We start from the raw sequence: 22,264 nt of genomic DNA on the forward strand, positions 1-22,264 counted from the left end.
AAGCAACGTTGCAGAGACTATGCCTTCAAGTTTCGAAGTCAAGAGGCTCGACTGCATCGATTCGTGACGTCACAATGTTGTCTTGAGTTCAAGTTTTGAAGGTTTTGCAACGGCGGGTGCTCGTACTACGCACGCCCTCCCCGTACGGCCCGTCAGCGCAGCCGCTGACTGATGACCTTGGAGACGCCGTCGCCCTGCATGGAGACGCCGTACAGCGCGTCCGCGACCTCCATGGTCCGCTTCTGGTGCGTGATGACGATCAGCTGGGAGCTCTCCTGGAGTTCCTGCATGATGCGGATCAGCCGCTGCAGATTGGTGTCGTCGAGCGCGGCCTCGACCTCGTCCATGACGTAGAACGGGCTCGGCCGGGCCTTGAAGATCGACACCAGCATCGCCACGGCCGTCAGTGACCGTTCGCCGCCGGACAGCAGGGACAGCCGCTTGACCTTCTTGCCGGGCGGGCGGGCCTCGACGTCCACGCCGGTGGTGAGCATGTTGTCGGGATCGGTCAGCACGAGCCGTCCCTCGCCGCCGGGGAAGAGCCGGGAGAAAACCCCCTCGAACTCGCGGGCGGTGTCCCGGAACGCCTCGGTGAAGACCTGCTCCACCCGCTCGTCGACCTCCTTCACGACCTGGAGCAGGTCGGCCCGCGTCTTCTTCAGGTCCTCGAGCTGCTCGGAGAGGAACTTGTGCCGCTCCTCCAACGCCGAGAACTCCTCCAGCGCCAGCGGGTTCACCTTTCCGAGCTGCTGGTAGGCCCGTTCGGCGGCCCTCAGCCGTTTCTCCTGCTCCGCGCGCACGAACGGCTTCGGCTGGTTGCGCGGATGCTCCGGGTCCTCGGGCAGCTGTTCGCCCTCGGCGGGCGGGGAGGGCGGCACGAGCTGGTCGGGGCCGTACTCGGCGACGAGCCCCGCCGGTTCCACGCCGAGCTCTTCCAGGGCCCTGGTCTCCAGCTGCTCCATCCGCAGCCGCTTCTCCGCGCCGAGCACCTCCCCCCGGTGCACCGAGTTGGTCAGCTTGTCCAGCTCGCCCTTGAGATCGCGTCCTTCGTTACGGGCGGCCGCCAGCTCCCGCTCACGCTCCGCCTTGGCCGCCTCCGCCGACGCGCGTTCCGCCTCGGCCCGCACCAGCGACACCTCGACGTGCGCCAGCAGCTGCCGGGCACCGCTCGCGACGGCTGCGGCGACCTCGGCCTCGTGGCGCAGGCGGGCGCGCCGCTGCTCGGCCCGTGCCCGCGCCTCCCGCTCGGCGCGCGCGCCCCGGTCGAGGGCGTCGGCCCGGCCCGCGAGGCTCTTGACCCGCTCCTCGTGCGTACGGACCTGGAGGCGCGCCTCCATCTCGGTCTGACGCGCGTTGGCCCCGTCCGCGGCGAGCCGGTCCCGCACGTGCGAGTCGGGCTCATCTTCGACGGGGGCCTCTTCCGCGACGAGCAGCCGCTCGGCCAGCTCCTCGGCCTCCTCGGCCGCCCGCTCCAGCGCCTCCTGGGCCCGGGCGGCCGCCGCGCCGGCCCGCTCGGCCTCGCCCGCGGCGCCGCGGGCCTGTCCGGCGAGGCGGCCCAGCTGCCCGGACACGGCCGACTTCTCCCGCTCGGCGGCACGCCTGCGCTCCCCCAGCTCCTCGACGGCCGCGGCACATGCGCCGCGGCGTGCGGCGGCGTGCTGCTGGGTGGCGGTCAGCTCCTCGCACTGCGCGTCGAGTCGTTCGAGCTCGGCGGCGGCCTCGTCGACGGACGCCTGCACCTCCAGCAGACTCGGCGCGCCGGCCGACCCGCCCTGCGCGAAGTGCGCGCCGAGCACGTCGCCTTCGCCGGTGACGGCGATCAGGCCGGGGTGTGTGTATACGACGTCCTCGGCGTCCTCCAGCGTCCCGACGACGACGACGTCGCGCAGCAATCGCCGCACGGCGCCCATCAGTTCGTCGGGGCCCCGCACCAGACCGGCGGCGTACGGATGCCCGGACGGGCCGTTGCCCCGCAGGTCCGGACCCTGTCCTGCTCCCGTCGCGTCGGCCAGGAGCAGTGCCGCGCGCCCTCCGTCCTCCTTGCGCAGCAGCCGGATCGCCTCCGCGGCCGTGGCGGGGTCGGCCACGGCCACCGCGTCGGCGGCGGCCCCCAGCGCCGCGGCCACCGGGATCTCGTGGCCGGGGGTCACGGTGAGCAGCTGTGCGGCCGGTCCGAGAAGCCCTTCGACGCGGTCCCGCGCGGCGAGCAGTGCGCCCGTACCGTCCTTGCGGCGCAGGCCCAGCGCGAGCGCCTCGCGCCGGGCCGCGACCGCCGCGCGCTTGCGCTCCGCGCCGGTGAGGGCCTCGCGCGCTGCGCTCAGTGCTGCCTCGGCGTCGGACAGTTCACGCCGGGCGGCGTCGTGCTGTTCGGCGAGGACCGAGTCGTCCGCGTCCAGGCCGTCGACCTCGGCCTTGAGCTGCTCGTACTCCTCCTGGGCAGCAGCGGCCCGCTCCTGGGCCTCGTCACGTGCGGCAGCGAGACGGTCGATCTCGGCCTGGGCCGATGCCGCTCGGGACCGGGCCGCGTTGACCTGTCCGCTCAGCCGGGCCAGCCCCTCGCGCCGGTCGGCGATGGCGCGGGCGACGTCCTTGAGCCGGCGTTCCTCGAGCATGAGCTGCCGCTCCAGCTCGGCGCGGTGCGCGACCGTGTCCTCCAGCGCCCGCTCGGCGGCCTCCAGCGCGGCTTCCAGTTCCGCTTCCTGCTCTCGGATGCGGGCGGCCTCGCGCTCCATGTCCTCCGGGTCGCGTCCACGCCGCTCCTCCGCGGGTTGGGCGGTGGCGCTCTTGACCCGGGCGTCGGCCAGCGAGATCGTGCCCCGCACCCGTTCGGCGAGCTGCGAGAGCTCGTACCAGGTCTGCTGGGCACGCTGGAGGCGGGGCGCGAGGCGTCGCACCTCGTCCTCCAGTTCGGCCTCGCGGGCGACGGCTGCCTTCAGCCGCGCCTCGGCCTCCCCCTTGCGCTGCTTGAGGGCGGCCTCGTCGGCGATCTCGGCGCGCAGGGCCTCGCGGAGGCTGACGAGGTCGTCGGCGAGCAGACGCAGGCGGGCGTCGCGCAGGTCGGCCTGGATGACGGCGGCGCGGCGGGCGACGGCGGCCTGGCGGCCGAGGGGTTTGAGCTGGCGGCGCAGTTCGTCGGTGAGGTCCTGCACCCGGGCGAGGTTGGCCTGCATGGCATCGAGCTTCCGCAGCGCCTTCTCCTTGCGCTTGCGGTGCTTGAGGACTCCCGCAGCCTCCTCGATGAAGGCCCGACGGCCCATGGGATCGGCGTGCAGGACCGAATCGAGCTGGCCCTGACCCACGATGACATGCATTTCGCGGCCGATACCGGAGTCGGACAGCAACTCCTGGATGTCGAGCAGCCGGCAGGTGTCCCCGTTGATCTGGTACTCGCTGCCGCCGTTGCGGAACATGATCCGCGTGATGGTGACCTCGGCGTACTCGATGGGCAGGGCGCCGTCGGAGTTGTCGATGGTGAGGGAGACCTCGGCGCGGCCCAGCGGCGGCCTGCCGGTCGTCCCGGCGAAGATGACGTCCTCCATCTTGCCGCCGCGCAACGACTTGGCCCCCTGCTCCCCCATGACCCAGGAGAGCGCGTCCACCACATTGGACTTTCCGGAGCCGTTGGGGCCGACGACGCAGGTGATCCCCGGCTCGAAGCGCAGCGTCGTGGCGGACGCGAAGGATTTGAACCCGCGGAGGGTCATGGCCTTGAGGTGCACGCCGCCGGACTCTACCCTTCGCTCGCGGTTTCGCCGCTGAAGGCGCAGGGCACATCAGACGGTAAAGGAAGCATGTACAGGGCGGGGACGGGGAGAGGCGGGGGAAAAGAAAGAAGGGACGCCTGGGCGTCCCTTGCATATCTTCGTGCGCGACGGAGTCCGTGCTCAGGTGAGCGCTGGCTCCCCCTGGTGTACGTCGATGTCGATGCCGTTGAGTAGCGGCTCGCCAGGGTGCTGAGCGACGGCAGCCGTGAGCGCGTCGTTCTCGGACTGGATCCGTACGAGCTCGGACTCCAGATCCTGGACGCGCTGCTGAAGCCGTCGCATCTCGGCGAGGAGTCGCGGGTCGGAACCGCCGACGTAACCGAGAAGCGCCTTTGCCATGATGGATGGTCCTCCACAATGAGTGACCGACCGATGCGGTGTGGGTCGTGAGGGATTCGCACCCGCGGTGCTGACAGTTTTCTCTCGTACTACTGGTGCCCTACTGCGGTTCTTTACTGCCAAACAGCTAAGGTGCGCGCGGCTTCCAGAGTCTCACCAAAAAGTTTGACGGTCAACACGATCACGCCCCGTATCGACGGGCATCCCGGGGGCATACGGCCTCTCCATCGAGTGGCGTGCCTGACCTGCGGGGCCCTGGGGGCGTGGCGATCATCCTTCTCTCCGCAGCCTGGCACGGCAAGCCTCGTCTTGGCAACCACCAGGCTCTTTTCCTCCGGGACCGATGCCGGAGGCACATGCCGAGGCGAGTCGACGGCGCGGCTCGGGCGGCTGGAGAGAGGGCGCTCAGCGGATGACGAAGTCCGCGTAGACGTGGCGCGGGGTGTCCCAGATCTCGGTGACGCCGTCGACGCGTCCGGGTGTGTCGCCGGAGCGAAGCCAGTCCAGCAGACGGTGGCAATTCTCACGTGGCCCCTCAGCGACAACCTGCACCCTGCCGTCCTCCAGGTTGAGGGCGAAGCCTTTGAGGTCTCCGATCTCCAGTGCGTTCGCCCTGGTGAACCAGCGGAAGCCCACTCCCTGTACTCGGCCGCGTACCCACGCGGTGAGTCGCGCATCGTCGTTCATGAGTGCACGGTAACCGTCCGAATGCGTACAGATCACCTCGCCCCCACCGGGCCATGGCGTACAGTCCGGACGCAATGAGCGTCACTCGTTCGGGTGAAGTCGTTGACGTTCGACGCCGAGCACGACGGCGTCGGGGACCAGGAAGGCACACCGCATGGGTCGCCATCGGAAGAAGCGCACGGGTTTTCCCGTACGCACCGGGCTTCTCGGCGTCTCCGCTGCCATGGCGGTAGGCGCCGTGGCCTTCACCTCCGGCATCCTGCCGGGGGGTGACACGTATACGGTCGGCTCCTCCAGCAGCGACCGCCCCGCGGAGATACGCACCGGGGGGCCCGCGCTGCTCCCGCAGGGGGAGGGGAGCATCGAGCCGACGGCCGGTGCGTCGGCCTCGCCGAGCCGGACCGCGGAGCCGTCCAAGCCTCCCGCGAAGCCGTCTTCCTCCAAGTCGGCCAAGCCCGTCAAGCCGTCGGCGACGCCTTCCAAGAAGCCTGTCGAGAAGACCGCCGAGAAGACCAGGACTCCCGAGCCGAAGAAGACCACCTCCGCGCCTGCGCGTGAGGAGTCCCATGAAGCGGACCGGCCCCAGTCGCCCCCGCCCTCCACGGCCGCCGCTGCCCCCTCGGATGCGTCGGCGCACGAGGCCACCGTGCTCGACCTGGTCAACGACGAGCGCGCGAAGGTCGGCTGCGCCCCGGTCAAGGCGAGCACCGCGCTGGCGAACCTGGCGCGCGCCCATTCCAAGGACATGGCGGTGCGCGGGTTCTTCGACCACACCAACCCCGACGGCGCGACGCCGTGGGACCGCGCGGACAAGGCGGGTGTCTCGGACCTCGGCGGCGAGAACATCGCACGGGGCCAGGCCGACGCCGGTGCGGTGATGAACGCCTGGATGCAGAGTGAGGGCCACCGCGCCAACATCCTGAACTGCGACTTCACGACCATGGGCGTGGGTGGGTACCTGGGTGACGGCGGCCCGTGGTGGACGCAGAACTTCGGCTTCTAGACAGTCGGCGCAGTAATGGGCCGGGCCCCTGACACCTCGGTGTACAGGGGCCCGGCCCATTACTGCGCTGCGCCGATGCCGTGCACTGTCCCCTCTGAAGCGCACTCCATCGGTGAGCGCTGCGGCGCAGTAGGGTGGCGACATGGACGACCTGGCGTTCGACGTGTTCTCGCGGCACTGTGCGTCGCGCGGCACGCTGGAGCACGTGACGGGGCGCTGGGGCAGCCTGACCGTGGGAGCTCTGTACGAGGAGAGGCTGCGCTTCAACGAACTGCGGCGTCGCGTCGACGGCGTGAGCGAGAAGATGCTGTCCCAGACGCTGCACGCGCTGGAGCGCGACGGGCTCGTGCACCGCGAGGCGCAGCCCACCAATCCGCCGCGCGTGGACTACGAACTCACCCCGCTGGGCCAGGCCGTCGCCGAACGGTTGCTCGGCCTGATCCACTTGGTGGAGGGCCGGATGCCCGAGGTGCTTGAGGCACGGCAGCGGTACGACGCGGCACGCGAGGAGACCGGCGACCGGTCGGCGTCCCCCTAGGGAAGTCCCGGACGGCCTCGGCAGGATGGCCGGGCAGCGGGCTCAGGCCGTGGTGCGCGGGATGCGCTGGCAGCGGGGGCAGAAGTAGCTGGACCGGTTCATCCAGGGACGGCGCCGCATGGCCGTGCCACAGCGGTTGCAGGGCAGCCCCTCACGTCCGTACGCGTCCAGGGAACGGTCGAAGTACCCCGATTCGCCGTTGACGTTCACATACAGGCTGTCGAAGGTCGTGCCGCCGACCGCGAGGGCGGCGGTCATCACCTCGCGTACATGCCCCAGCAGTTCCACCGACCGGGGCCGGATGAGCGTCGCCGTCGGGCGGTCGTAGTGCAGCCGGGAACGCCACAACGCCTCGTCCGCGTAGATGTTGCCGACGCCGCTGATCAGCGACTGGTCGAGCAACGCCCGCTTGATCGTGGTGCGGCGCGCGCGGAGCGCGGTGTGGAAGGCCGCGTCGTCGAAGAGCGGGTCGAGCGGGTCACGGGCGATGTGCGCGATGACGTCGGGCAGCCCGTCGGGGGTGTTGTCGTGGAGGGAGAGACCGCCGAAGGTGCGCTGGTCGACGAAGCGCAGCTCGGTGCCGAGGGAGTCGTCGAAGCGGAACCTGATGCGCAGATGTTTCTCGTCAGGGGCGTCGTACGGCTGCACGAGCAACTGTCCGCTCATCCCGAGGTGACCGAGGACCGAGGTGTCGAACCCACTGAGCGGCAGCCACAGGTACTTGCCGCGCCGGCAGACGTCCGCGATGCCCTGGCCCTTCAGCCGGGCCGCGAAATCCTCTCCGCCCGCGATATGCCGGCGCACCGCGCGCGGGTGCAGCACCTGCACCTCGGCGATCGTGCGCCCGGCGACCCAGGTGGCCAGGCCGCGGCGTACGACTTCGACCTCCGGCAGCTCGGGCACGGGTCTCCTTCCGCGGTGGTCGGGCGATGCCCGCAGCGTATCGCGCACCGGGGGCCGGGCAGCCGTGAGGCCCCTCGCCGCAGTGACGAAGGGCCTCACACGAACTTCTGGAAGGCGAAGACGCGGCTCAGGCCGAGGCCCGGTCCGGCGGAGCCGGGGTCTCGTCGACCCTTTCGCCGCCGACCGCGTCCGTCTCGGCCGCGGCCTTGGCCGCCGCATTGGCCGCCGCCTTGGCGCGCTCGTCCGCGGCGGCACGGATCTCCCGCCACGCGGACTCCGCCGCCTGCTGCTCCGCTTCCTTCTTGCTGCGGCCGGTGCCGGTGCCGTACGAGACACCACCGACGCGGGCGGCAGCAGTGAAGGTCTTCTCGTGGTCGGGTCCGGTCTCGGTGACGAGATACTCCGGAACGCCGAGCCCCTCGGCGGCGGTGAGTTCCTGGAGACTGGTCTTCCAGTCCAGGCCCGCGCCCAGGTTCGAGGACTTCTCGATCAGCGGGTCGAAGAGCCGGTGCACCAACTCGGACGCCGGCCCGAGACCCTGGTCGAGATAGACGGCGCCGATCACCGCTTCAAGGGTGTCGGCGAGAATGGAGGCCTTGTCCCGGCCGCCCGTGCCCTCTTCGCCCCGGCCCAGCCGGATGAAGGAGCCCAGTTCGAGGCCGCGGCTGACTTCCGCCAGCGCACGCGAATTGACCACCGCGGCCCGCAACTTGGCCAGCTGGCCTTCGGGCAGGTCGGGGTGGGTCCGGTACAGCGTGTCCGTGACCACCAGGCCGAGCACCGAGTCCCCGAGGAACTCCAGTCGCTCATTGGTGGGCAGACCGCCGTTCTCGTACGCGTACGAGCGATGGGTCAGCGCACGCACCAGAAGGGCGGACTCGAGGTGATACCCGAGCCGCCCTTCCAGAAGCGTGTGGGACGAGGCTGCGTTGGCTGTGTTCACTGCGTCTGCCTGCTTCTTGGCATTGGACAGCTCAGACATCGGGCCTCTCACCAGCCGCTCAGACCTCGAGGACCTGGCGCTTGTTGTAGGTGCCGCAGCTCGGGCACGCGATGTGCTGCTGCTTCGGCTCCTGGCAACGCTCACACGAAACCAGGGTGGGGACCGCAGCCTTCCACTGCGACCGGCGGTGGCGCGTGTTGCTGCGCGACATCTTCCGCTTCGGAACAGCCACGGCTACTTCTCCTGCTTCTCGTCGACGCCCGCTTCGGCGCCGCCCATGTTGTCCTTCTCACCGGTCCCGAGTGAATCGGTGAGTCCCTGCAGTGCCGCCCAACGGATGTCGACGGCGTCGTGATGGTGATCCGGGTCGTCGTCCAGCCTGATCCCGCAGTCGGGGCACAGGCCGGCACAGTCCTCCCGGCACACCGGCTGCATCGGCAGTGCGAGCACCACCGCATCACGCAGCACGGGCTCGAGGTCGAACAGGCCGTCCTCGAGGAAAAGAGTGTCCTCGTCCTCGGCATCGTCGACGGGCTCCGCGTGGCGGCCCCGGTCGTCGGTGTCGGGGTACGTGAACATCTCCTGGAAGTCCGCGGCGACCTCTTGGCGCAGCGGCTCCAGACACCTTACGCACTCCCCCTCGGCGCTCGCACGGGCGGTGCCTGTGACAAGCACCCCCTCCATGACGGACTCGAGGCGGAGGTCCAGCTTCACCGGCTTGCCCTCGGGCACACCGATGACCCCTTCGATGCCGAAGTCCTTCGGCGCGTCCACCGTGCGGGACAGCCGCTGGAGCGCACCGGGCCGCCGTCCCAGCTCGTGTGTGTCGAACACGAGGGGATTGCGGTGGTCGAGGCGCGTGCTCACGGCTCTTCCTGCTTTCGGATCGTGGGGAGGGGCCGTCCCGATTCGTGGAGCGAAGCGGGCAGCCGGGATCGCGGAACTACGCGCGACCGAAGAGCCAGGATACTGGAACGGCCGCCGTAGACCCAATCCGGGCCGGTCGGCGGCCCTGGAGAGCGAGGGAGTGTCCGCACAGTGCCGTCCTGCGGCCACAGGGTGGGGCCCACGGCGTCCGGTGCGGGCGTCCCACCCATGCCCGAAGGGCCAAGGGGAGACCGCCAGGCGGCCGGAAACCCTCGTGGCGGAGCTGGTCGGGCCTTCGACCGACACGGCGTGGGGGCCCTTCCGCGCCCGGGCAGGGCTACGGGTTGGGGTCCCTCCCCCGCCGCAGGCCGTCGGGCAGCAGGAGTCGCGGACCGGGCGAGACGTTGCGGGCCTAGCGGCCCTGTTCGTACCGGCGCAGCTGCTCCATGTCGATCATGCTCGTGTCGAAGAGGCTGGTCTCGTCCAGCGCGGCACCCTGCTGGGCGTGCGGCTGGTGCTGCGGCTCGGGCGGCTGGGGCGGCTGGGGCGGCTGGTAGGCGTACGGGTCCTGCTGTCCGTACTGCTGCTGATCCCAGCCCTGGTCCTGGTAGGCGGCATACGGGTCGGGCTGTCCGGCCCCGTAGCCTCCGGCGAAGCCGTCGCCCGCGCCGCCGGCGGCGTACGTCTGCTGTTCCTGGTAGTCGTACGGGGCCTGCTGGGCCGGGATCTGCGGCTCGGCCCGCACCTGCGGCTGCGCCTGGTACGAGGCGTACGACTGCTGCGGCTCGCGCTCCGGGGCCGGGTCGGCCAGCTCGGCCAGGCCCGCCAGGTAGTCGGCGTCGCTCGTGTGCTGGTGACCGCCGCCCGCGGCGTCCTGGGCCGCCATGTGGGCACCGAGATCATCGCTGGCGATCCGGCCGTGCAGCTTCTGCCGGCCGCGGCCGACCGCGGCGAGGGTCTTGGAGAGCACGGCCTCGAAGGCGCCCAGCTTGGCGTCGACGTACTCGTCGGCGCGCTGGATGAGCGTCTGTGGATCACTGCTGTGCTCGGGGGCGTCCTCGTCGGCGAAACCCTGCTCGTCGAGGCCGGGGCCGCGGCCGAGCAGCTTCTCGCGTCCGCGGTCGACGGAGCCGATGGTCTTGTTGAGGACGACCTCGAAATTGGCGAGCTTGGAGTCGACGTAGTCGTCGGCCTCGGCGCGGATCTCCTCGGCCTCCCGGCGGGCCTCGGCGAGGATCCGGTCGGCCCGCTCCTGGGACTCGCGCGCGACTTGGGTGTCGGAGATCAGCGAACCGCGCTCCGCGTGGGCGGACTCGATGATCCGCTCGGCCTCCTTGCGGGCCTGCTCGACGAGCTGTTCACGGCCGCCGATCAGCTCCTGGGCCTGGGCGAGCGAGCCGGGCAGCGCCTCGCGGACCTCTTCGAGGAGGGCGAGCAGCTCGGCCCTGTTGATCACGCAGGAAGCCGACATGGGCATGGACCGGGCGCTCGTGACCGCTTCGACGATCTCGTCGAGCTTCTGCTGCACATCCACTGTGCTTCGCCAATCTTCTTGCCGGGGTTCCGGGGTCGGCCCCCGGGCAGTGCGGCGGAGACGGACGGGACGACTGTAAGGCCAGTCGGCGCCTGCTCGACACCGGATGACGTACCGTCAGGGAACGTGCGGTCCTGACGGAGTCAGTCCTTGTGCGCGAGGCGCTCGACCAAGGCGCGGTGGACCGGTTCGGGCAGGAGGTGGGAGACGTCGCCGCCCCAGGCCGCGACCTCCTTGACCAGACTGGAGGAGAGGAAGCTGTAGGTCGGGTTGGTGGGAACGAACAGGGTCTCCACACCCGTCAGGCCGTTGTTCATCTGGGCCATCTGCAGTTCGTAGTCGAAGTCGCTGACGGCACGCAGCCCCTTGACGATCGCGGGGATGTCGCGCTCCTTGCAGAAGTCGACGAGGAGACCGTGGTGAGACTCCACCACGACGTTCCCGTACTCGCTGGTTACCTGGCGGATCAGATCGATCCGCTCCTCGACCGTGAACAGTCCCTTCTTGGACTGATTGATCATCACCGCGACATGTACGACGTCGTACAGCTTGGAGGCGCGGGCGATGATGTCGAGGTGTCCATTGGTGATGGGGTCGAACGACCCCGGACAGACTGCGCGGCGCAACTGAAGTCCCTCGCTCTCCGGTCCGGTCATGGTGCGTCTTCGCACGTAGAGGCGGCGCGACCGTACCAAAGCGTCCCTTCGCCGTAGCGACGGGCCCGCAACGGCTCAAAACCCTTGGGCCACATGAATTCTCCGCCTCTGGTGCTGCGCTCCACGGTGGCGAGAGCATCGTCGGCTAGCCAGCCCCCGCGGCGGAGTGTGAGCAGAATCTCGCGAAGATCGTCGTCGGTGACGGCATACGGAGGGTCGAGAAAGACCACGTCGTAGCGGTGCTCGGGGGGCGGGCCCGTGACGATCTGTTCGGCCTTGCCGGTGCGGACCTCGGCCCCCGGCAGTCCCAGTGCGCGGACGTTCTCCCGGACGGTGCGTGCGGCGCGGGCGTCGGCCTCCACCAGCAGGGCGTGGGCAGCGCCGCGGGACAGGGCCTCCAGCCCGACGGCGCCGGAGCCCGCGTACAGGTCGGCGATGCGGATGCCCGCGAGGGTGCCGAGCTGGGACTCCCAGCTGGAGAAGAGCCCCTCCCGGGCACGGTCGGAGGTGGGGCGGGTGCCGGTGCCGGGCGGTACGGCGAGGCGGCGTCCGCCGGCCGCGCCGGCGATCACGCGGGTCATCTCGGGCCTCTCTGTGCGGGCTGACGTCCCAAGTCTCTCAGCCCTTGTCGAGGTACTGCTCCCGCTCCTTGTCCAGCAGGGCGTCCAGGGCGGTCCGCAGCTCGGGCAGGTGCTCCAGCTCCGGGTCGCCCTGGACCACGGCCACAGCCTCCTCGCGGGCGGCCGCGATGATCTCCTCGTCGTCGATGACGGCGAGCATCCGCAGCGAGGAGCGCACCCCGGACTGGGCCTGGCCGAGCACATCGCCCTCGCGGCGCTGCTCCAGGTCGATCCGGGAGAGCTCGAAGCCGTCCAGCGTGGCGGCGACGGCGCCGAGGCGGGCGCGGGCCGGGCTGGCCTCGGGCATCTCGGTGACCAGCAGGCACAGTCCGGGTGCCGAGCCGCGGCCCACGCGGCCGCGCAGCTGGTGGAGCTGGGAGACACCGAAACGGTCGGCGTCCATGATCACCATGGCGGTCGCGTTGGGCACGTTCACACCGACCTCGATGACCGTGGTGGCGACCAGGACGTCCACGTCGCCGGCGGCGAAGCGGCGCATCACGTCGTCCTTGTCGTCGGGCTGCATCCGCCCGTGCAGGATCTCGAGACGCAGTCCAGCGAGGGGGCCGCGCGTGAGCTGCTCGGCGACCTCCAGGACGGCGAGGGGCGGTCGCTTCGCCGCCTCGTCCTCGGTCGACTTCTTCTTCGCCTTCTCGTCCTCGTCGTCACCGATGCGGGGACACACGACATACGCCTGGTGACCGCCTTCGACCTCCTCGCGCACCCGCTCCCAGGCGCGCGCCAGGAAATGCGGCTTGTCGGCGGCCGGGACGACATGGCTGGCGATCGGCGAGCGCCCGGCCGGCAACTGGTCGAGCACGGAGGTCTCCAGGTCACCGAAGACCGTCATCGCGACCGTACGGGGAATGGGGGTGGCGGTCATGACCAGCAGATGGGGCGATCTCCTCTCCCCTCGGGAGTGCGCCTTGGAACGCAGGGCGTCGCGCTGCTCCACGCCGAAGCGGTGCTGCTCGTCGACGACGACCAGACCGAGGTCGTGGAACTGCACCTTGTCCTCGATCAGCGCGTGCGTGCCGATCACGATGCCCGCCTCGCCCGTCACCAGGTCGAGCAGCGCCTGACGGCGGGCCGCGGCCCCCATGGACCCGGTCAGCAGCACGACCTTGGTGCCCTGCTCGGCGCCGCCGAGCAGGCCGCCCTCCGCCAGGTCGCCCATCATCTCGACGATGGAGCGGTGGTGCTGCTGGGCCAGGACCTCGGTGGGCGCGAGCATGGCGGCCTGGCCGCCCGCGTCCACGACGGCGAGCATGGCGCGGAGCGCCACCATCGTCTTGCCGCTGCCCACTTCGCCCTGGAGGAGGCGGTGCATGGGGTGCTCGGTCGCGAGGTCGTCGAAGATCTCCTTGCTGACCGAGAGCTGCCCCTCGGTGAGGGTGAAGGGCAGCTTGGCGTCGAAGGCGTCGAGCAGCCCGCCGGGGACCGGCCTGCGGGCGACGGCGGGCAGCTGCGTGTCCGCGAACCTCCGGCGGGCGAGGGCGACCTGGAGGACGAACGCCTCGTCCCACTTCAGCCGCTGCCGGGCCACCTCGATGTCGGCCTTGGTGCGCGGCCGGTGGATCTTGTGCAGGGCGTCGGGGTGGCCGGTCAGCCCGCGACCCTCGCGCAGCGCGGGCGGCAGCGGATCGACCGCGTCCCCCGCGCTGGGCAGGACGGCGTCGACCGCCTTGGCGATCTTCCAGGACTCCAGCTTGGTGGTGGCCGGGTAGATCGGGATGAGCGCCCCGGCCCAGCTGCCCACGGCCTCCTCGCCGTCCTCGCCGCGCAGCAGTTCGTACGCGGGGTGGGCGAGCTGGAGCCTGCGGTTGAACATGGAGACCTTGCCGGCGAACATCGCGCGGGTGCCCGGCAGCAGGTCCTTGTGCGGCTTGTGGACGCCCTTGCCGAAGAAGACCAGCTGGAGCCGGCCGCTGCCGTCGGTGATGGTCACCTCCAGCCGCCTGCCACGGCCCTGGTTGAAGGTCAGGACGCGCGCGTCCGCGACGCGGGCCACCACCGTGACGTGCTCGTCCAGCGGCAGCTCCGCCAGCGACGTCAGCTCGCCGCGCTCCGCGTACCGCCGGGGGTAGTGGTGGAGGAGGTCGCCGAGGGTGTGCAGGTCGAGGTGCTCGGCCATCACCTTCGCGGTGGCGGCACCGAGCGCGTTCTTGAGAGGTTCATCCAGCGCGGGCACGCCATCCATTGCACACCACACCACCGACAGCCGTCGCACACCTGTGGACAACGCGCGTCATTCGGGCGCGTAGGCCTGCGCCACGCCGATCACGCGTACGCCTACTCCACGCCGATCAGCAGCGGCGTCCCGCGTCCGCCGCCCTCGTAGGTGAGGGTGTCCACCGCCAGATACCCCTCGCGCACATGGGCTTCCAGCCGGGCTGCGAGGCTCTCGGGGACGTCGTCGCCGAGGACGAGGGTGACGAGTTCGCCGCCCGAGGAGAGCATCCGGTCCAGCACGGTCAGCGCCGTGTCGGTGAGGTCGCTGCCGATGACGGCGACATCGCCGTCGATCAGGCCCAGGACGTCGCCGGCCTGGCACACGCCCGCCGAGGTCCACGACTGCCGTTCCGCGACGGCGAAATCGGCGTACCGGGTCGCGCCGGCGGCCGCCGACATGGCGACCACGTCCTCGTCGAACCGGCGGTCCGGTTCGTGGACGGCGAGCGCGGCGATGCCCTGGACGGCCGAGCGGGTCGGGATGAGCGCGACCCGTACGCCTTCCGCACGCGCCTGTTCGGCCGCGGCCGCGGCGGTGTGGCGCAGGGACGCGTCGTTGGGCAGCAGGACGACTTCGCGGGCGTGCGCCCGGCGGATGGCGTCGACCAGTTCACCGCTGGCCGGTGGCTCCCCCGGTCGCAGAGGCACGGTCGTCGCGCCAGCCTGGCCGCACAGGGCGAGCAGGCCCTCGCCGGGCACGACGGCGACGACCGCCCGCTGCACCTGCTCGCGCGGCGGCGTGGCGCTCTCGCTGCCGAAGTGGGTGATACGGATCCGGTACGGCCGTCCCGCCTCGACGCCCGCCTCCACGGCGGCGCCCGCATCGTCCACGTGGACATGGACGTTCCACAGGCCGTCACCGCCGACGACGACGAGCGAGTCGCCGAGCCCGTCGAGCCGGGTGCGCAGCCGGGCGACGGCCTCGTCGTCCGCCTCCAGCAGGTAGATCACCTCGAACGCGGGCCCGCCGCCGTCGCACGGCTCGGCGGCGCGCGCCTGGAGCGCCGGCCGGGCCGCCGAGGGACCGGGGGCCACCGGCGCCTCGCCGCACACGGCCTCCACCAGAGCGCCGAGAACCGCGAGCAGCCCCCGCCCGCCCGCGTCGACGACCCCGGCCCGGTCCAGGACCGCCAGCTGGTGCGGGGTGGCGTCGAGGGCGACCCGCGCGCCGGCGTAGGCCGCGTGCAGGGTGTCGGTCGGTGCGCTCTCCGCGGCGTCGGCGGCGGCGTCCGCCACGGTGAGGATGGTGCCCTCGACGGGGTGGGCGACGGCCTCACGGGCCATTTCGGCGGCCCGTCGCAGCGCGCCGGCCAGGTGTCCGCCGGCGCCGATGCGCTCGGCCATGCCCCGCAGCAGCTGCGCGAGGATCGTGCCGGAGTTGCCGCGGGCGCCTATCAGTGCGCCGTGGGCCATCGCGCGCATCACATCGGCGAGCGCGGGCGCGGACCGGCCGGTCTCGTGGGCGGCGAAGACGGCCTCGACGGCCTGCGCGGCCGACTCCGCCGTCAGGTAGAGGTTCGTGCCGGTGTCCCCGTCCGCGACGGGGTAGACGTTGATCGCGTCGATCTCCTCCCGCTCGCGGCCGAGGGCCTCCAGCGCCAGCGAGCACCAGGTGCGCACCGCTTCGGCGTCCATCGTCTGCGGCACCTGGTGGTCCTCCTCGGTCGGCCGTACGGGGCCGTGGACGGCGGGCTGCCTCGCAGCGTAGACCCCGGCCCCCACCAGGCACGGGGGAGGGGGCAGGGGAAGACATGGTAGTTTCGTGTCTCGGACGCAGCCGTTGTATGCTGCTCCGGTTGCCCGATGAGAATCGGGCCATTCCCCCGGCAGGCCACTTCAGATCACTGATTCCGGCACGCCGGATTTCACTGTAAGTGCATCTGAAGTCTTTGGAGTGACCCGTGGCTGCCAACTGCGACGTCTGCGGCAAGGGGCCGGGCTTCGGCAACAACATTTCGCACTCGCACCGCCGTACGTCCCGTCGCTGGAACCCGAACATCCAGCGTGTGCGTGCCGTGGTCGGTCGGACGCCGAAGCGGCTCAACGTCTGCACCTCGTGCATCAAGGCCGGCAAGGTCTCGCGCTAATCGCGACGTTTCGTCGTAGCGCAGCCCCTGCGGTTGCCTTGAAAAGCCGGTCCACCTCGGTGGACCGGCTTTTCGCCGTTTCCGCGGCCGTTCCCTCAGCGGTCTTCGCAGCCGTTCCCGCGGGCGTCTCCGCAGCCTTTCCCGCAGCAGTCTTCGTAAGCCGTTCCCGCGGGCGTCTCCGCAGCCGCTCTCGCGCCGTTCCCGTCGGCCCGTGTCCCGTCACCGCAGGCGCCAGCCGTGGTCGACCGGACCGATCCCCGCGCCCAGGGCGAAGCCGGCCGCGATCGCACCGGTGACGTACTCCTTGGCCTCGCGTACGGCCTCCGGCACGGCCATCCCCATCGCGAGTCCCGCCGCGACGGCCGACGCCAGTGTGCAGCCGGTCCCGTGCGTGTGCCGGTTGTCGTGGCGGGTGGCGCGCAGCCAGTGCTCCTCGCTGCCGTCGGTCAGCAGGTCGACGGCGTCGCCGGACAGATGGCCGCCCTTGATCAGCGCCCAGCGGGGACCGAATCCGAGCACGGCGCCGGCCGCCCGTCGCATGCCCGGCTCGTCGTGCACCTCGATGCCGGTGAGCTGGGCGACCTCGTCCAGGTTGGGGGTCGCCACGGTGGCCCTGGGCAGCAGCTTGGTGCGTACGGAGTCGAGCGCGGAGGCCGCCAGCAGCGAGTCCCCGTGCTTGGAGATGCCGACCGGGTCGACGACCACGGGTGCGTCGGTTGCGGCGAGCAGTTCGGCGACGGTCTCCACGAGTTCGGCGGACGCGAGCATGCCGGTCTTCACGGCATGGACGCCGATGTCGTCGACGACGCTGTGGTACTGGGCCCTTACGGCCTCGACGGGCAGCTCCCACGCGCCCTGCACACCGGTCGAGTTCTGCGCCGTGACGGCGGTCAGCACGCTCATGCCGTGGACGCCGAGGGCCAGCATCGTCTTGAGGTCGGCCTGAATGCCCGCCCCGCCGCCGGAGTCGGATCCGGCGACGGTGAGCACGAGAGGAGGAGACGGAGGCATGGCCCCGAATCTACTGGGCGCCCGGACGCACCGGGCAGCCGGATCTACGGGGCGTCCGGCTGCTTGCCGTCCTCGATGTCCCCGAAGTGGTCCCAGCCGCCCTTGCTCGTCCACGGTGCGCCGTCGACGGTCACCTGGGGCAGCGCGGAGGGATTGAGCACCTCGCCGATCACCTTCCAGCGGGCGGGCAGTTTGACGTCCGGCGGGAATGTCGCGACGATCGCGTGGTCCTCTCCCCCGGTCAGCACCCACTGCAGCGGGTCCACTCCGACGGCCTGGCCGATGTCGCTCATCTGCGAGGGGATGTCGATCAGCCCGGAGCGCAGGTCGATGCGGACCTTGCTGGCCTCGGCGATGTGCCCGAGGTCGGCGACGAGTCCGTCGCTGACGTCGCACATGGCGGTGGCGCCGAGTCCGGCGGCCGCGGGACCCGCGTGGTACGGCGGCTCGGGCCGGCGGTGTGCCTCGACGAAGGCGCGCGGCGAGCGGAAGCCGCGGGAGAGCACGGCGTGCCCGGCGGCGGACCAGCCGAGCCAGCCGGTGTAGGCGACGACGTCACCGGGCTGCGCGCCCGCTCGGGTCACCGGCTCGTGGTTGCGCAGGTCGCCGAGCGCGGTGATCGCGACGGTGATCACGTCGCCGCGTACGACGTCGCCGCCGACGACGGCCGCGCCGGCGACCTGGCACTCGTCCCGGATGCCGTCCATCAGCTCGGTGGCCCAGGTGACCGGGAGTTCGGCGGGGACGACGAGGCCCAGGAGCAGAGCGGTCGGGACCGCGCCCATGGCCGCGATGTCGGCCAGGTTCTGTGCGGCTGCCTTGCGCCCGACGTCGTACGCCGTCGACCAGTCACGGCGGAAGTGCCGGCCCTCAAGCAGCAGGTCCGTGCTCGCCACGACCCGCCGGTCGGGTGCGGCCACGACGGCGGCGTCGTCGCCGGGCCCCAGCCGTACCGCGGGGGTGGAGGTGAGCCGGGAGGTGAGCTCCCTGATGAGCCCGAACTCCCCCAACTCGCCCACAGTGCCCTTCACCGAGGTTCACCTCTCCGCATTGTCGATGTATCCGATGTATCCGATGTGTCTGGTGCGTCGGCCGCCGCGTCGGGCGCCCGTGAACTGCGGTCGCGACCGGTTACTGCCGTGGGTACCGTCAAGAGATACGTCAACTTCTGTTCTCTGTACGCCACGCTGCGGGCGCCGTCAGCCGCGAGGGTCTCCCCGCGGTCCGCGACGACGCGATACCGTGGCGACCCTTCTCCTTGGGATCTCCCCACCGACGGTAGGGGACATGATCCTGATGCCGCCCTGGAGGTTCCGTGGTACAGGCGTACATCCTCATCCAGACCGAGGTGGGCAAGGCGTCGACGGTCGCCGAGAGCATCGGCAAGATCGCCGGTGTGATCCAGGCCGAGGATGTGACCGGCCCCTATGACGTCATCGTGCGCGCGCAGGCCGACACGGTCGACGAGCTGGGCCGCATCGTGGTCGCCAAGATCCAGCGCGTCGACGGCATCACCCGCACCCTGACCTGCCCGGTCGTCCACCTGTAGCCCCCGTCTACCCTTGGCCGGTGACGTCTTTCGACCGCCGGCCCCTCGTCCTGTCCGCCGCCGCGCTCCTGGTGGCCGCCGCGGGCTGCTCCTCCAGCGACGCATCGGCGGCGGCGGCGGTTCCCAGCCCCCCGGCCGGGGAAGCCGCCCTGTGCCGTGCGCTCGACCGAGCGCTGCCGCCGTCGGTCGCGGGGCAGGAACGCAACGATCCCGAGCCCGCCTCCGAACTCACCGCCGGCTGGGGCGATGCCGCGATCGTACTGCGCTGCGGCGTGCCGCGGCCGGACAGGATGTCCGATCCCCAGGCGCAGGGGGTCGAGGTGAACGGCGTCAACTGGCTGCTGGAGGAGCGGGAGACCGGTCCGCGCTTCACCACGACCTACCGCGAGACCTATGTCGAGGTCGCGCTCGCCGAGCAGTACATGCACGACGCGAGCCCACTCACCGATCTGGCCGGGCCCGTCGAGAAGACGGTCCCGGCCACCCTGTGATCCCGGCTGCGGACTAGCGCAGTCCGGTGGAGCGGTTCAGTGCCGCCTGGATGAGGCGGTCCACCAGCTCGGTGTAGGACACGCCGCTCTCCTGCCACATCCGCGGATACATGGAGATCGGGGTGAAGCCCGGCATGGTGTTGATCTCGTTGATGACGAACTCGCCGTCCTCGGTGAGGAAGAAGTCCGCGCGCACCAGGCCCTCGCAGGAGGCGGCGTCGAACGCCTTGACCGCGAGCCGCTGCACCTCGGCCGTCTGCTCGCCGGTGAGCGGCGCGGGCACGAGACCGGCCGCCGAGTCGATGTACTTGGCCTCGAAGTCGTAGAAGTCGTGCGCGGAGACGGGCGGGATCTCGGCGGGCACGCTGGCGCGCGGGCCGTCCTCGAACTCGAGCACGCCGCACTCGATCTCCCGCCCGCGCAGCAGCGACTCCACCAGGATCTTGGGGTCGTGGCGCTGCGCCTCGGCGATCGCGTCGTCGAGTCCGGCGAGGCCGTCGACCTTGGTGATGCCCATCGACGAACCGCCGCGTGCGGGCTTGATGAACAGCGGCCAGCCGTGCTCCCCCGCGAAGTCCACGATCTTCTTGCGGGCGGCAGAGGGGTCGGCGGCCCACTCGCGCGGGCGGATCACCTCGTAGGGGCCGACGGGCAGGCCGAAGGAGATGAAGACGCGCTTCATGTACTCCTTGTCCTGGCCGACGGCCGAGGCGAGCACGCCCGAGCCGACGTAGGGGATACCGGAAAGCTCCAGCAGCCCCTGCAGCGTGCCGTCCTCGCCGTACGGGCCGTGCAGCATCGGGAAGACGACGTCGACCTCGCCCAGCACCTTGGGCACGGAGCCCGGCTCGCTGTAGACGACTTCGCGGTTGCCGGGGTCGACGGAGAGCACCACGCCGCCCTCGTCGGACTCGGCCAGCTCATCGACGTTCGGCGTACGGCGATCGGTGATCGCCATCCGCTCCGGCTCATCGGCGGTCAGAGCCCACCGGCCGTCGCTGGTGATGCCGATCGGCAGCACGTCGTACTTGGTGCGGTCGATGGCGCGCAGCACGGCCCCGGCCGTGACCACGGAGATCCCGTGTTCGGAGCTGCGGCCGCCGAAGACGACGGCTACGCGCGGCTTGCGGAGCGGCTGCTCGGGGCTCTGGGGGAGGTTCTCGGTGCTCATATCGCGATGAGACTACCCGCTGGTCCGAACGGAGTCAGCGCCGCTCGGGCTTGGCGGCGCGGGACATCAGCTCCTTGAGCGCGACCACCGGCGGCTTCCCCTCGTGGACGATTCCGACGACCGTTTCCGTAATGGGCATGTCGACTCCGTGCCGGCGTGCCAGATCGAGCACCGACTCGCAGGACTTGACGCCTTCGGCGGTCTGCTTGGTGACGGCGATCGTCTCCTGGAGCGTCATGCCGCGGCCGAGGTTGGTCCCGAAGGTGTGGTTGCGCGACAGGGGCGACGAGCAGGTGGCGACGAGGTCGCCGAGGCCCGCGAGTCCGGAGAAGGTGAGGGGGTCGGCGCCCATGGCGAGGCCGAGGCGGGTGGTCTCGGCGAGCCCGCGCGTGATGAGTGATCCCTTGGCGTTGTCGCCGAGTCCCATGCCGTCGGCGATGCCGACGGCGAGCCCGATGACGTTCTTCACGGCACCGCCGAGCTCGCAGCCGACGACGTCGGTGTTGGTGTACGGGCGGAAGTAGGGCGTGTGGCAGGCGGACTGCAGCCGCCGGGCCACGGCCTCGTCACGGCAGGCGACCACGGCGGCGGCCGGCATGCGGGAGGCGATCTCCTTGGCCAGGTTGGGGCCGGTGACCACGGCGACGCGGTCGGCGGGCACCTGTGCCACCTCCTCGATGACCTCGCTCATCCGCTTCGCGGTGCCGAGTTCGATGCCCTTCATCAACGAGACGAGGACGGTGTCCGGGGCCAGCTCCGGGGCCCAGGCGGCGAGATTGCGGCGCAGCGTCTGGGACGGGATCGCGAGCACGGTGAAGTCGGCGCCTCGCAGGGCCTCCGCCGCGTCGGTGGTGGCCCGCAGGTTATCCGGGAGCTCGATGCCCGGCAGATAGTCGGGGTTGGTGCGGGTGGTGTTGACGGCGTCGGCGAGTTCGGCGCGGCGGCCCCAGAGGGTGACGTCGCAGCCCGCGTCGGCGAGGACCATGCCGAACGCGGTACCCCACGAGCCCGTTCCGAAGACGGCTGCCTTGACGGGCTGGGTCACTTCACTTCCTCCCCGGCGGCCTTGCGGCGCTGCTCGGCACGCGCTTCGCGCAGATCGTACGGTTTCTCGGGTGCCTTCTCGCCGCGGATCTCCTCCAGGAGCGCGGTGATCGCGGCCATGATCTCCTCGGTCGCGTCCTTGAGCACGTCGGGCGTGGGGTCCTGGCCGTAGAAGCGGGCGAGGTCGACGGGCGGGCCGGCCAGCACCTTCAGCGTCTTGCGCGGGAAGAAGCGGACCTTGTTCTCCGTGGCGTACGGCGGCATCGCCAAGTTGGCGCCCCACTGGGCGATCGGGATGACCGGCGCCTTGGTCTGCAGGGCGGCGCGGGCGACTCCGGTCTTCGCGGTCATCGGCCACTGGCCGGGATCCCGGGTGAGGGTGCCCTCGGGGTAGAAGGCCACGCACTCGCCGCGCTCCACGGCCTCGACGGCGGCGCGGAAGGCACCGACGGCGTTCGAGGACTCGCGGAAAACGGGGATCTGGCCGGTGCCGCGCAGCATCAGGCCGACACCGGGCGCCTTGAAGAGCGCGGCCTTCGCCAGGAAGCGGGGCACTCGTCCGGTGTTGTACTGGAAGTGTCCGTAGGAGAACATGTCCAGGTACGAGTTGTGATTGATGGCGGTGATGAATCCGCCCTCGGCCGGAATGTGTTCCATTCCCCGCCAGTCCCGCTTGAACAGAAGCAACAGCGGCGGCTTTGCGATGACCGCCGCCAGGCGGTACCAGAAGCCGATTCTACGGCGGGACACTCGGACACCTTCCTCTACGACCGGGCTGTCGCCTGGCTGCTGGGGGTCAAGTGTCGCCCCAGGCCCCTGGTCTGT

General features: G+C 70.9%; 22 protein-coding genes. 5 read left to right on the forward strand and 17 right to left on the reverse strand.

Annotation, left to right across the window (positions count from 1 at the left end; genetic code table 11):
- Positions 1-152 precede the first annotated feature (152 nt).
- The 3 genes from smc to ACH5AF_RS10485 all read right to left on the reverse strand — a co-directional run bounded on the left by smc (position 153) and on the right by ACH5AF_RS10485 (position 4,790).
- Positions 153-3,719: a chromosome segregation protein SMC gene (gene smc / locus ACH5AF_RS10475; protein ID WP_398901160.1), complete on the reverse strand. Its 3,567-nt coding sequence runs from the start codon at positions 3,717-3,719 to the stop codon at positions 153-155.
- A gap of 165 nt (positions 3,720-3,884) precedes the next feature.
- Positions 3,885-4,103, reverse strand: coding sequence for a hypothetical protein (locus tag ACH5AF_RS10480; RefSeq protein ID WP_398901161.1), 219 nt, complete (start codon positions 4,101-4,103; stop codon positions 3,885-3,887).
- A 405-nt stretch (positions 4,104-4,508) separates the two neighbouring features.
- On the reverse strand, positions 4,509-4,790 hold the full coding sequence (locus ACH5AF_RS10485; protein WP_398901162.1) for an acylphosphatase: 282 nt from the start codon (positions 4,788-4,790) through the stop codon (positions 4,509-4,511).
- A 154-nt stretch (positions 4,791-4,944) separates the two neighbouring features.
- Here ACH5AF_RS10485 and ACH5AF_RS10490 point away from each other — a divergent pair, with 154 nt between their 5' ends.
- The gene (locus ACH5AF_RS10490) at positions 4,945-5,793 is read left to right on the forward strand and encodes a CAP domain-containing protein (RefSeq protein WP_398901163.1); all 849 of its coding nucleotides are present in this window, start codon (positions 4,945-4,947) and stop codon (positions 5,791-5,793) included.
- A gap of 142 nt (positions 5,794-5,935) precedes the next feature.
- Positions 5,936-6,331: a winged helix-turn-helix transcriptional regulator gene (locus tag ACH5AF_RS10495; RefSeq protein WP_398901165.1), complete on the forward strand. Its 396-nt coding sequence runs from the start codon at positions 5,936-5,938 to the stop codon at positions 6,329-6,331.
- A gap of 42 nt (positions 6,332-6,373) precedes the next feature.
- Here ACH5AF_RS10495 and mutM read toward each other — a convergent pair whose 3' ends face one another.
- From mutM to ACH5AF_RS10540, 9 genes are all read right to left on the reverse strand, one after another.
- Positions 6,374-7,234 (reverse strand): bifunctional DNA-formamidopyrimidine glycosylase/DNA-(apurinic or apyrimidinic site) lyase, encoded by an 861-nt coding sequence (mutM, locus tag ACH5AF_RS10500; RefSeq protein WP_398901166.1) that lies wholly within the window; start codon positions 7,232-7,234, stop codon positions 6,374-6,376.
- 127 nt (positions 7,235-7,361) lie between these two features.
- Positions 7,362-8,216: a ribonuclease III gene (gene rnc / locus ACH5AF_RS10505; RefSeq protein WP_398901167.1), complete on the reverse strand. Its 855-nt coding sequence runs from the start codon at positions 8,214-8,216 to the stop codon at positions 7,362-7,364.
- 19 nt (positions 8,217-8,235) lie between these two features.
- Complete coding sequence (gene rpmF / locus ACH5AF_RS10510) at positions 8,236-8,409, reverse strand: 50S ribosomal protein L32 (RefSeq protein WP_026165248.1); 174 nt, start codon at positions 8,407-8,409, stop codon at positions 8,236-8,238.
- A 2-nt stretch (positions 8,410-8,411) separates the two neighbouring features.
- The gene (locus tag ACH5AF_RS10515; RefSeq protein WP_398901168.1) at positions 8,412-9,044 is read right to left on the reverse strand and encodes a YceD family protein; all 633 of its coding nucleotides are present in this window, start codon (positions 9,042-9,044) and stop codon (positions 8,412-8,414) included.
- 412 nt (positions 9,045-9,456) lie between these two features.
- Positions 9,457-10,578: an ATP synthase F0 subunit B gene (locus ACH5AF_RS10520; protein WP_398901169.1), complete on the reverse strand. Its 1,122-nt coding sequence runs from the start codon at positions 10,576-10,578 to the stop codon at positions 9,457-9,459.
- Between the two features lie 143 nt (positions 10,579-10,721).
- Positions 10,722-11,234, reverse strand: a complete 513-nt coding sequence (gene coaD, locus ACH5AF_RS10525) for a pantetheine-phosphate adenylyltransferase (RefSeq protein WP_398901170.1) — start codon at positions 11,232-11,234, stop codon at positions 10,722-10,724.
- The gene (gene rsmD, locus ACH5AF_RS10530; RefSeq protein WP_398901171.1) at positions 11,231-11,815 is read right to left on the reverse strand and encodes a 16S rRNA (guanine(966)-N(2))-methyltransferase RsmD; all 585 of its coding nucleotides are present in this window, start codon (positions 11,813-11,815) and stop codon (positions 11,231-11,233) included. The genes coaD and rsmD overlap by 4 nt, the downstream gene beginning before the upstream one ends.
- A gap of 37 nt (positions 11,816-11,852) precedes the next feature.
- The gene (gene recG / locus ACH5AF_RS10535; protein ID WP_398901172.1) at positions 11,853-14,054 is read right to left on the reverse strand and encodes an ATP-dependent DNA helicase RecG; all 2,202 of its coding nucleotides are present in this window, start codon (positions 14,052-14,054) and stop codon (positions 11,853-11,855) included.
- Between the two features lie 92 nt (positions 14,055-14,146).
- Positions 14,147-15,721: a DAK2 domain-containing protein gene (locus tag ACH5AF_RS10540; RefSeq protein ID WP_398901458.1), complete on the reverse strand. Its 1,575-nt coding sequence runs from the start codon at positions 15,719-15,721 to the stop codon at positions 14,147-14,149.
- Between the two features lie 266 nt (positions 15,722-15,987).
- Between ACH5AF_RS10540 and rpmB the strand changes: the two genes are divergently transcribed.
- Positions 15,988-16,173, forward strand: a complete 186-nt coding sequence (gene rpmB / locus ACH5AF_RS10545) for a 50S ribosomal protein L28 (RefSeq protein ID WP_003957616.1) — start codon at positions 15,988-15,990, stop codon at positions 16,171-16,173.
- Positions 16,174-16,392: 219 nt separating this feature from the next.
- Here rpmB and thiD read toward each other — a convergent pair whose 3' ends face one another.
- Positions 16,393-17,184, reverse strand: a complete 792-nt coding sequence (gene thiD / locus ACH5AF_RS10550) for a bifunctional hydroxymethylpyrimidine kinase/phosphomethylpyrimidine kinase (protein ID WP_398901174.1) — start codon at positions 17,182-17,184, stop codon at positions 16,393-16,395.
- A gap of 44 nt (positions 17,185-17,228) precedes the next feature.
- On the reverse strand, positions 17,229-18,215 hold the full coding sequence (locus tag ACH5AF_RS10555; RefSeq protein WP_215177558.1) for a thiamine-phosphate kinase: 987 nt from the start codon (positions 18,213-18,215) through the stop codon (positions 17,229-17,231).
- A 284-nt stretch (positions 18,216-18,499) separates the two neighbouring features.
- Here ACH5AF_RS10555 and ACH5AF_RS10560 point away from each other — a divergent pair, with 284 nt between their 5' ends.
- The gene (locus ACH5AF_RS10560; protein ID WP_215177556.1) at positions 18,500-18,733 is read left to right on the forward strand and encodes an Lrp/AsnC family transcriptional regulator; all 234 of its coding nucleotides are present in this window, start codon (positions 18,500-18,502) and stop codon (positions 18,731-18,733) included.
- Between the two features lie 20 nt (positions 18,734-18,753).
- The gene (locus ACH5AF_RS10565) at positions 18,754-19,224 is read left to right on the forward strand and encodes a DUF3515 domain-containing protein (protein ID WP_398901175.1); all 471 of its coding nucleotides are present in this window, start codon (positions 18,754-18,756) and stop codon (positions 19,222-19,224) included.
- A 13-nt stretch (positions 19,225-19,237) separates the two neighbouring features.
- Here the strand turns inward: ACH5AF_RS10565 and ACH5AF_RS10570 are convergent, their stop codons facing one another.
- The 3 genes from ACH5AF_RS10570 to ACH5AF_RS10580 are packed head-to-tail and all read right to left on the reverse strand — an operon-like array spanning position 19,238 to position 22,189.
- Complete coding sequence (locus ACH5AF_RS10570; RefSeq protein ID WP_398901176.1) at positions 19,238-20,395, reverse strand: D-alanine--D-alanine ligase family protein; 1,158 nt, start codon at positions 20,393-20,395, stop codon at positions 19,238-19,240.
- Between the two features lie 34 nt (positions 20,396-20,429).
- Entirely contained in the window at positions 20,430-21,440 is a 1,011-nt protein-coding gene (locus ACH5AF_RS10575) for an NAD(P)H-dependent glycerol-3-phosphate dehydrogenase (protein WP_398901177.1), read from the reverse strand.
- Entirely contained in the window at positions 21,437-22,189 is a 753-nt protein-coding gene (locus ACH5AF_RS10580; protein ID WP_398901178.1) for a lysophospholipid acyltransferase family protein, read from the reverse strand. Before ACH5AF_RS10580 ends, ACH5AF_RS10575 begins: the two co-directional genes overlap by 4 nt.
- Between the last annotated feature and the right edge of the window lie 75 nt (positions 22,190-22,264).

It is taken from the genome of Streptomyces sp. NPDC018833 (genome assembly GCF_044390825.1).
In the GTDB taxonomy this organism is placed as follows: domain Bacteria; phylum Actinomycetota; class Actinomycetes; order Streptomycetales; family Streptomycetaceae; genus Streptomyces.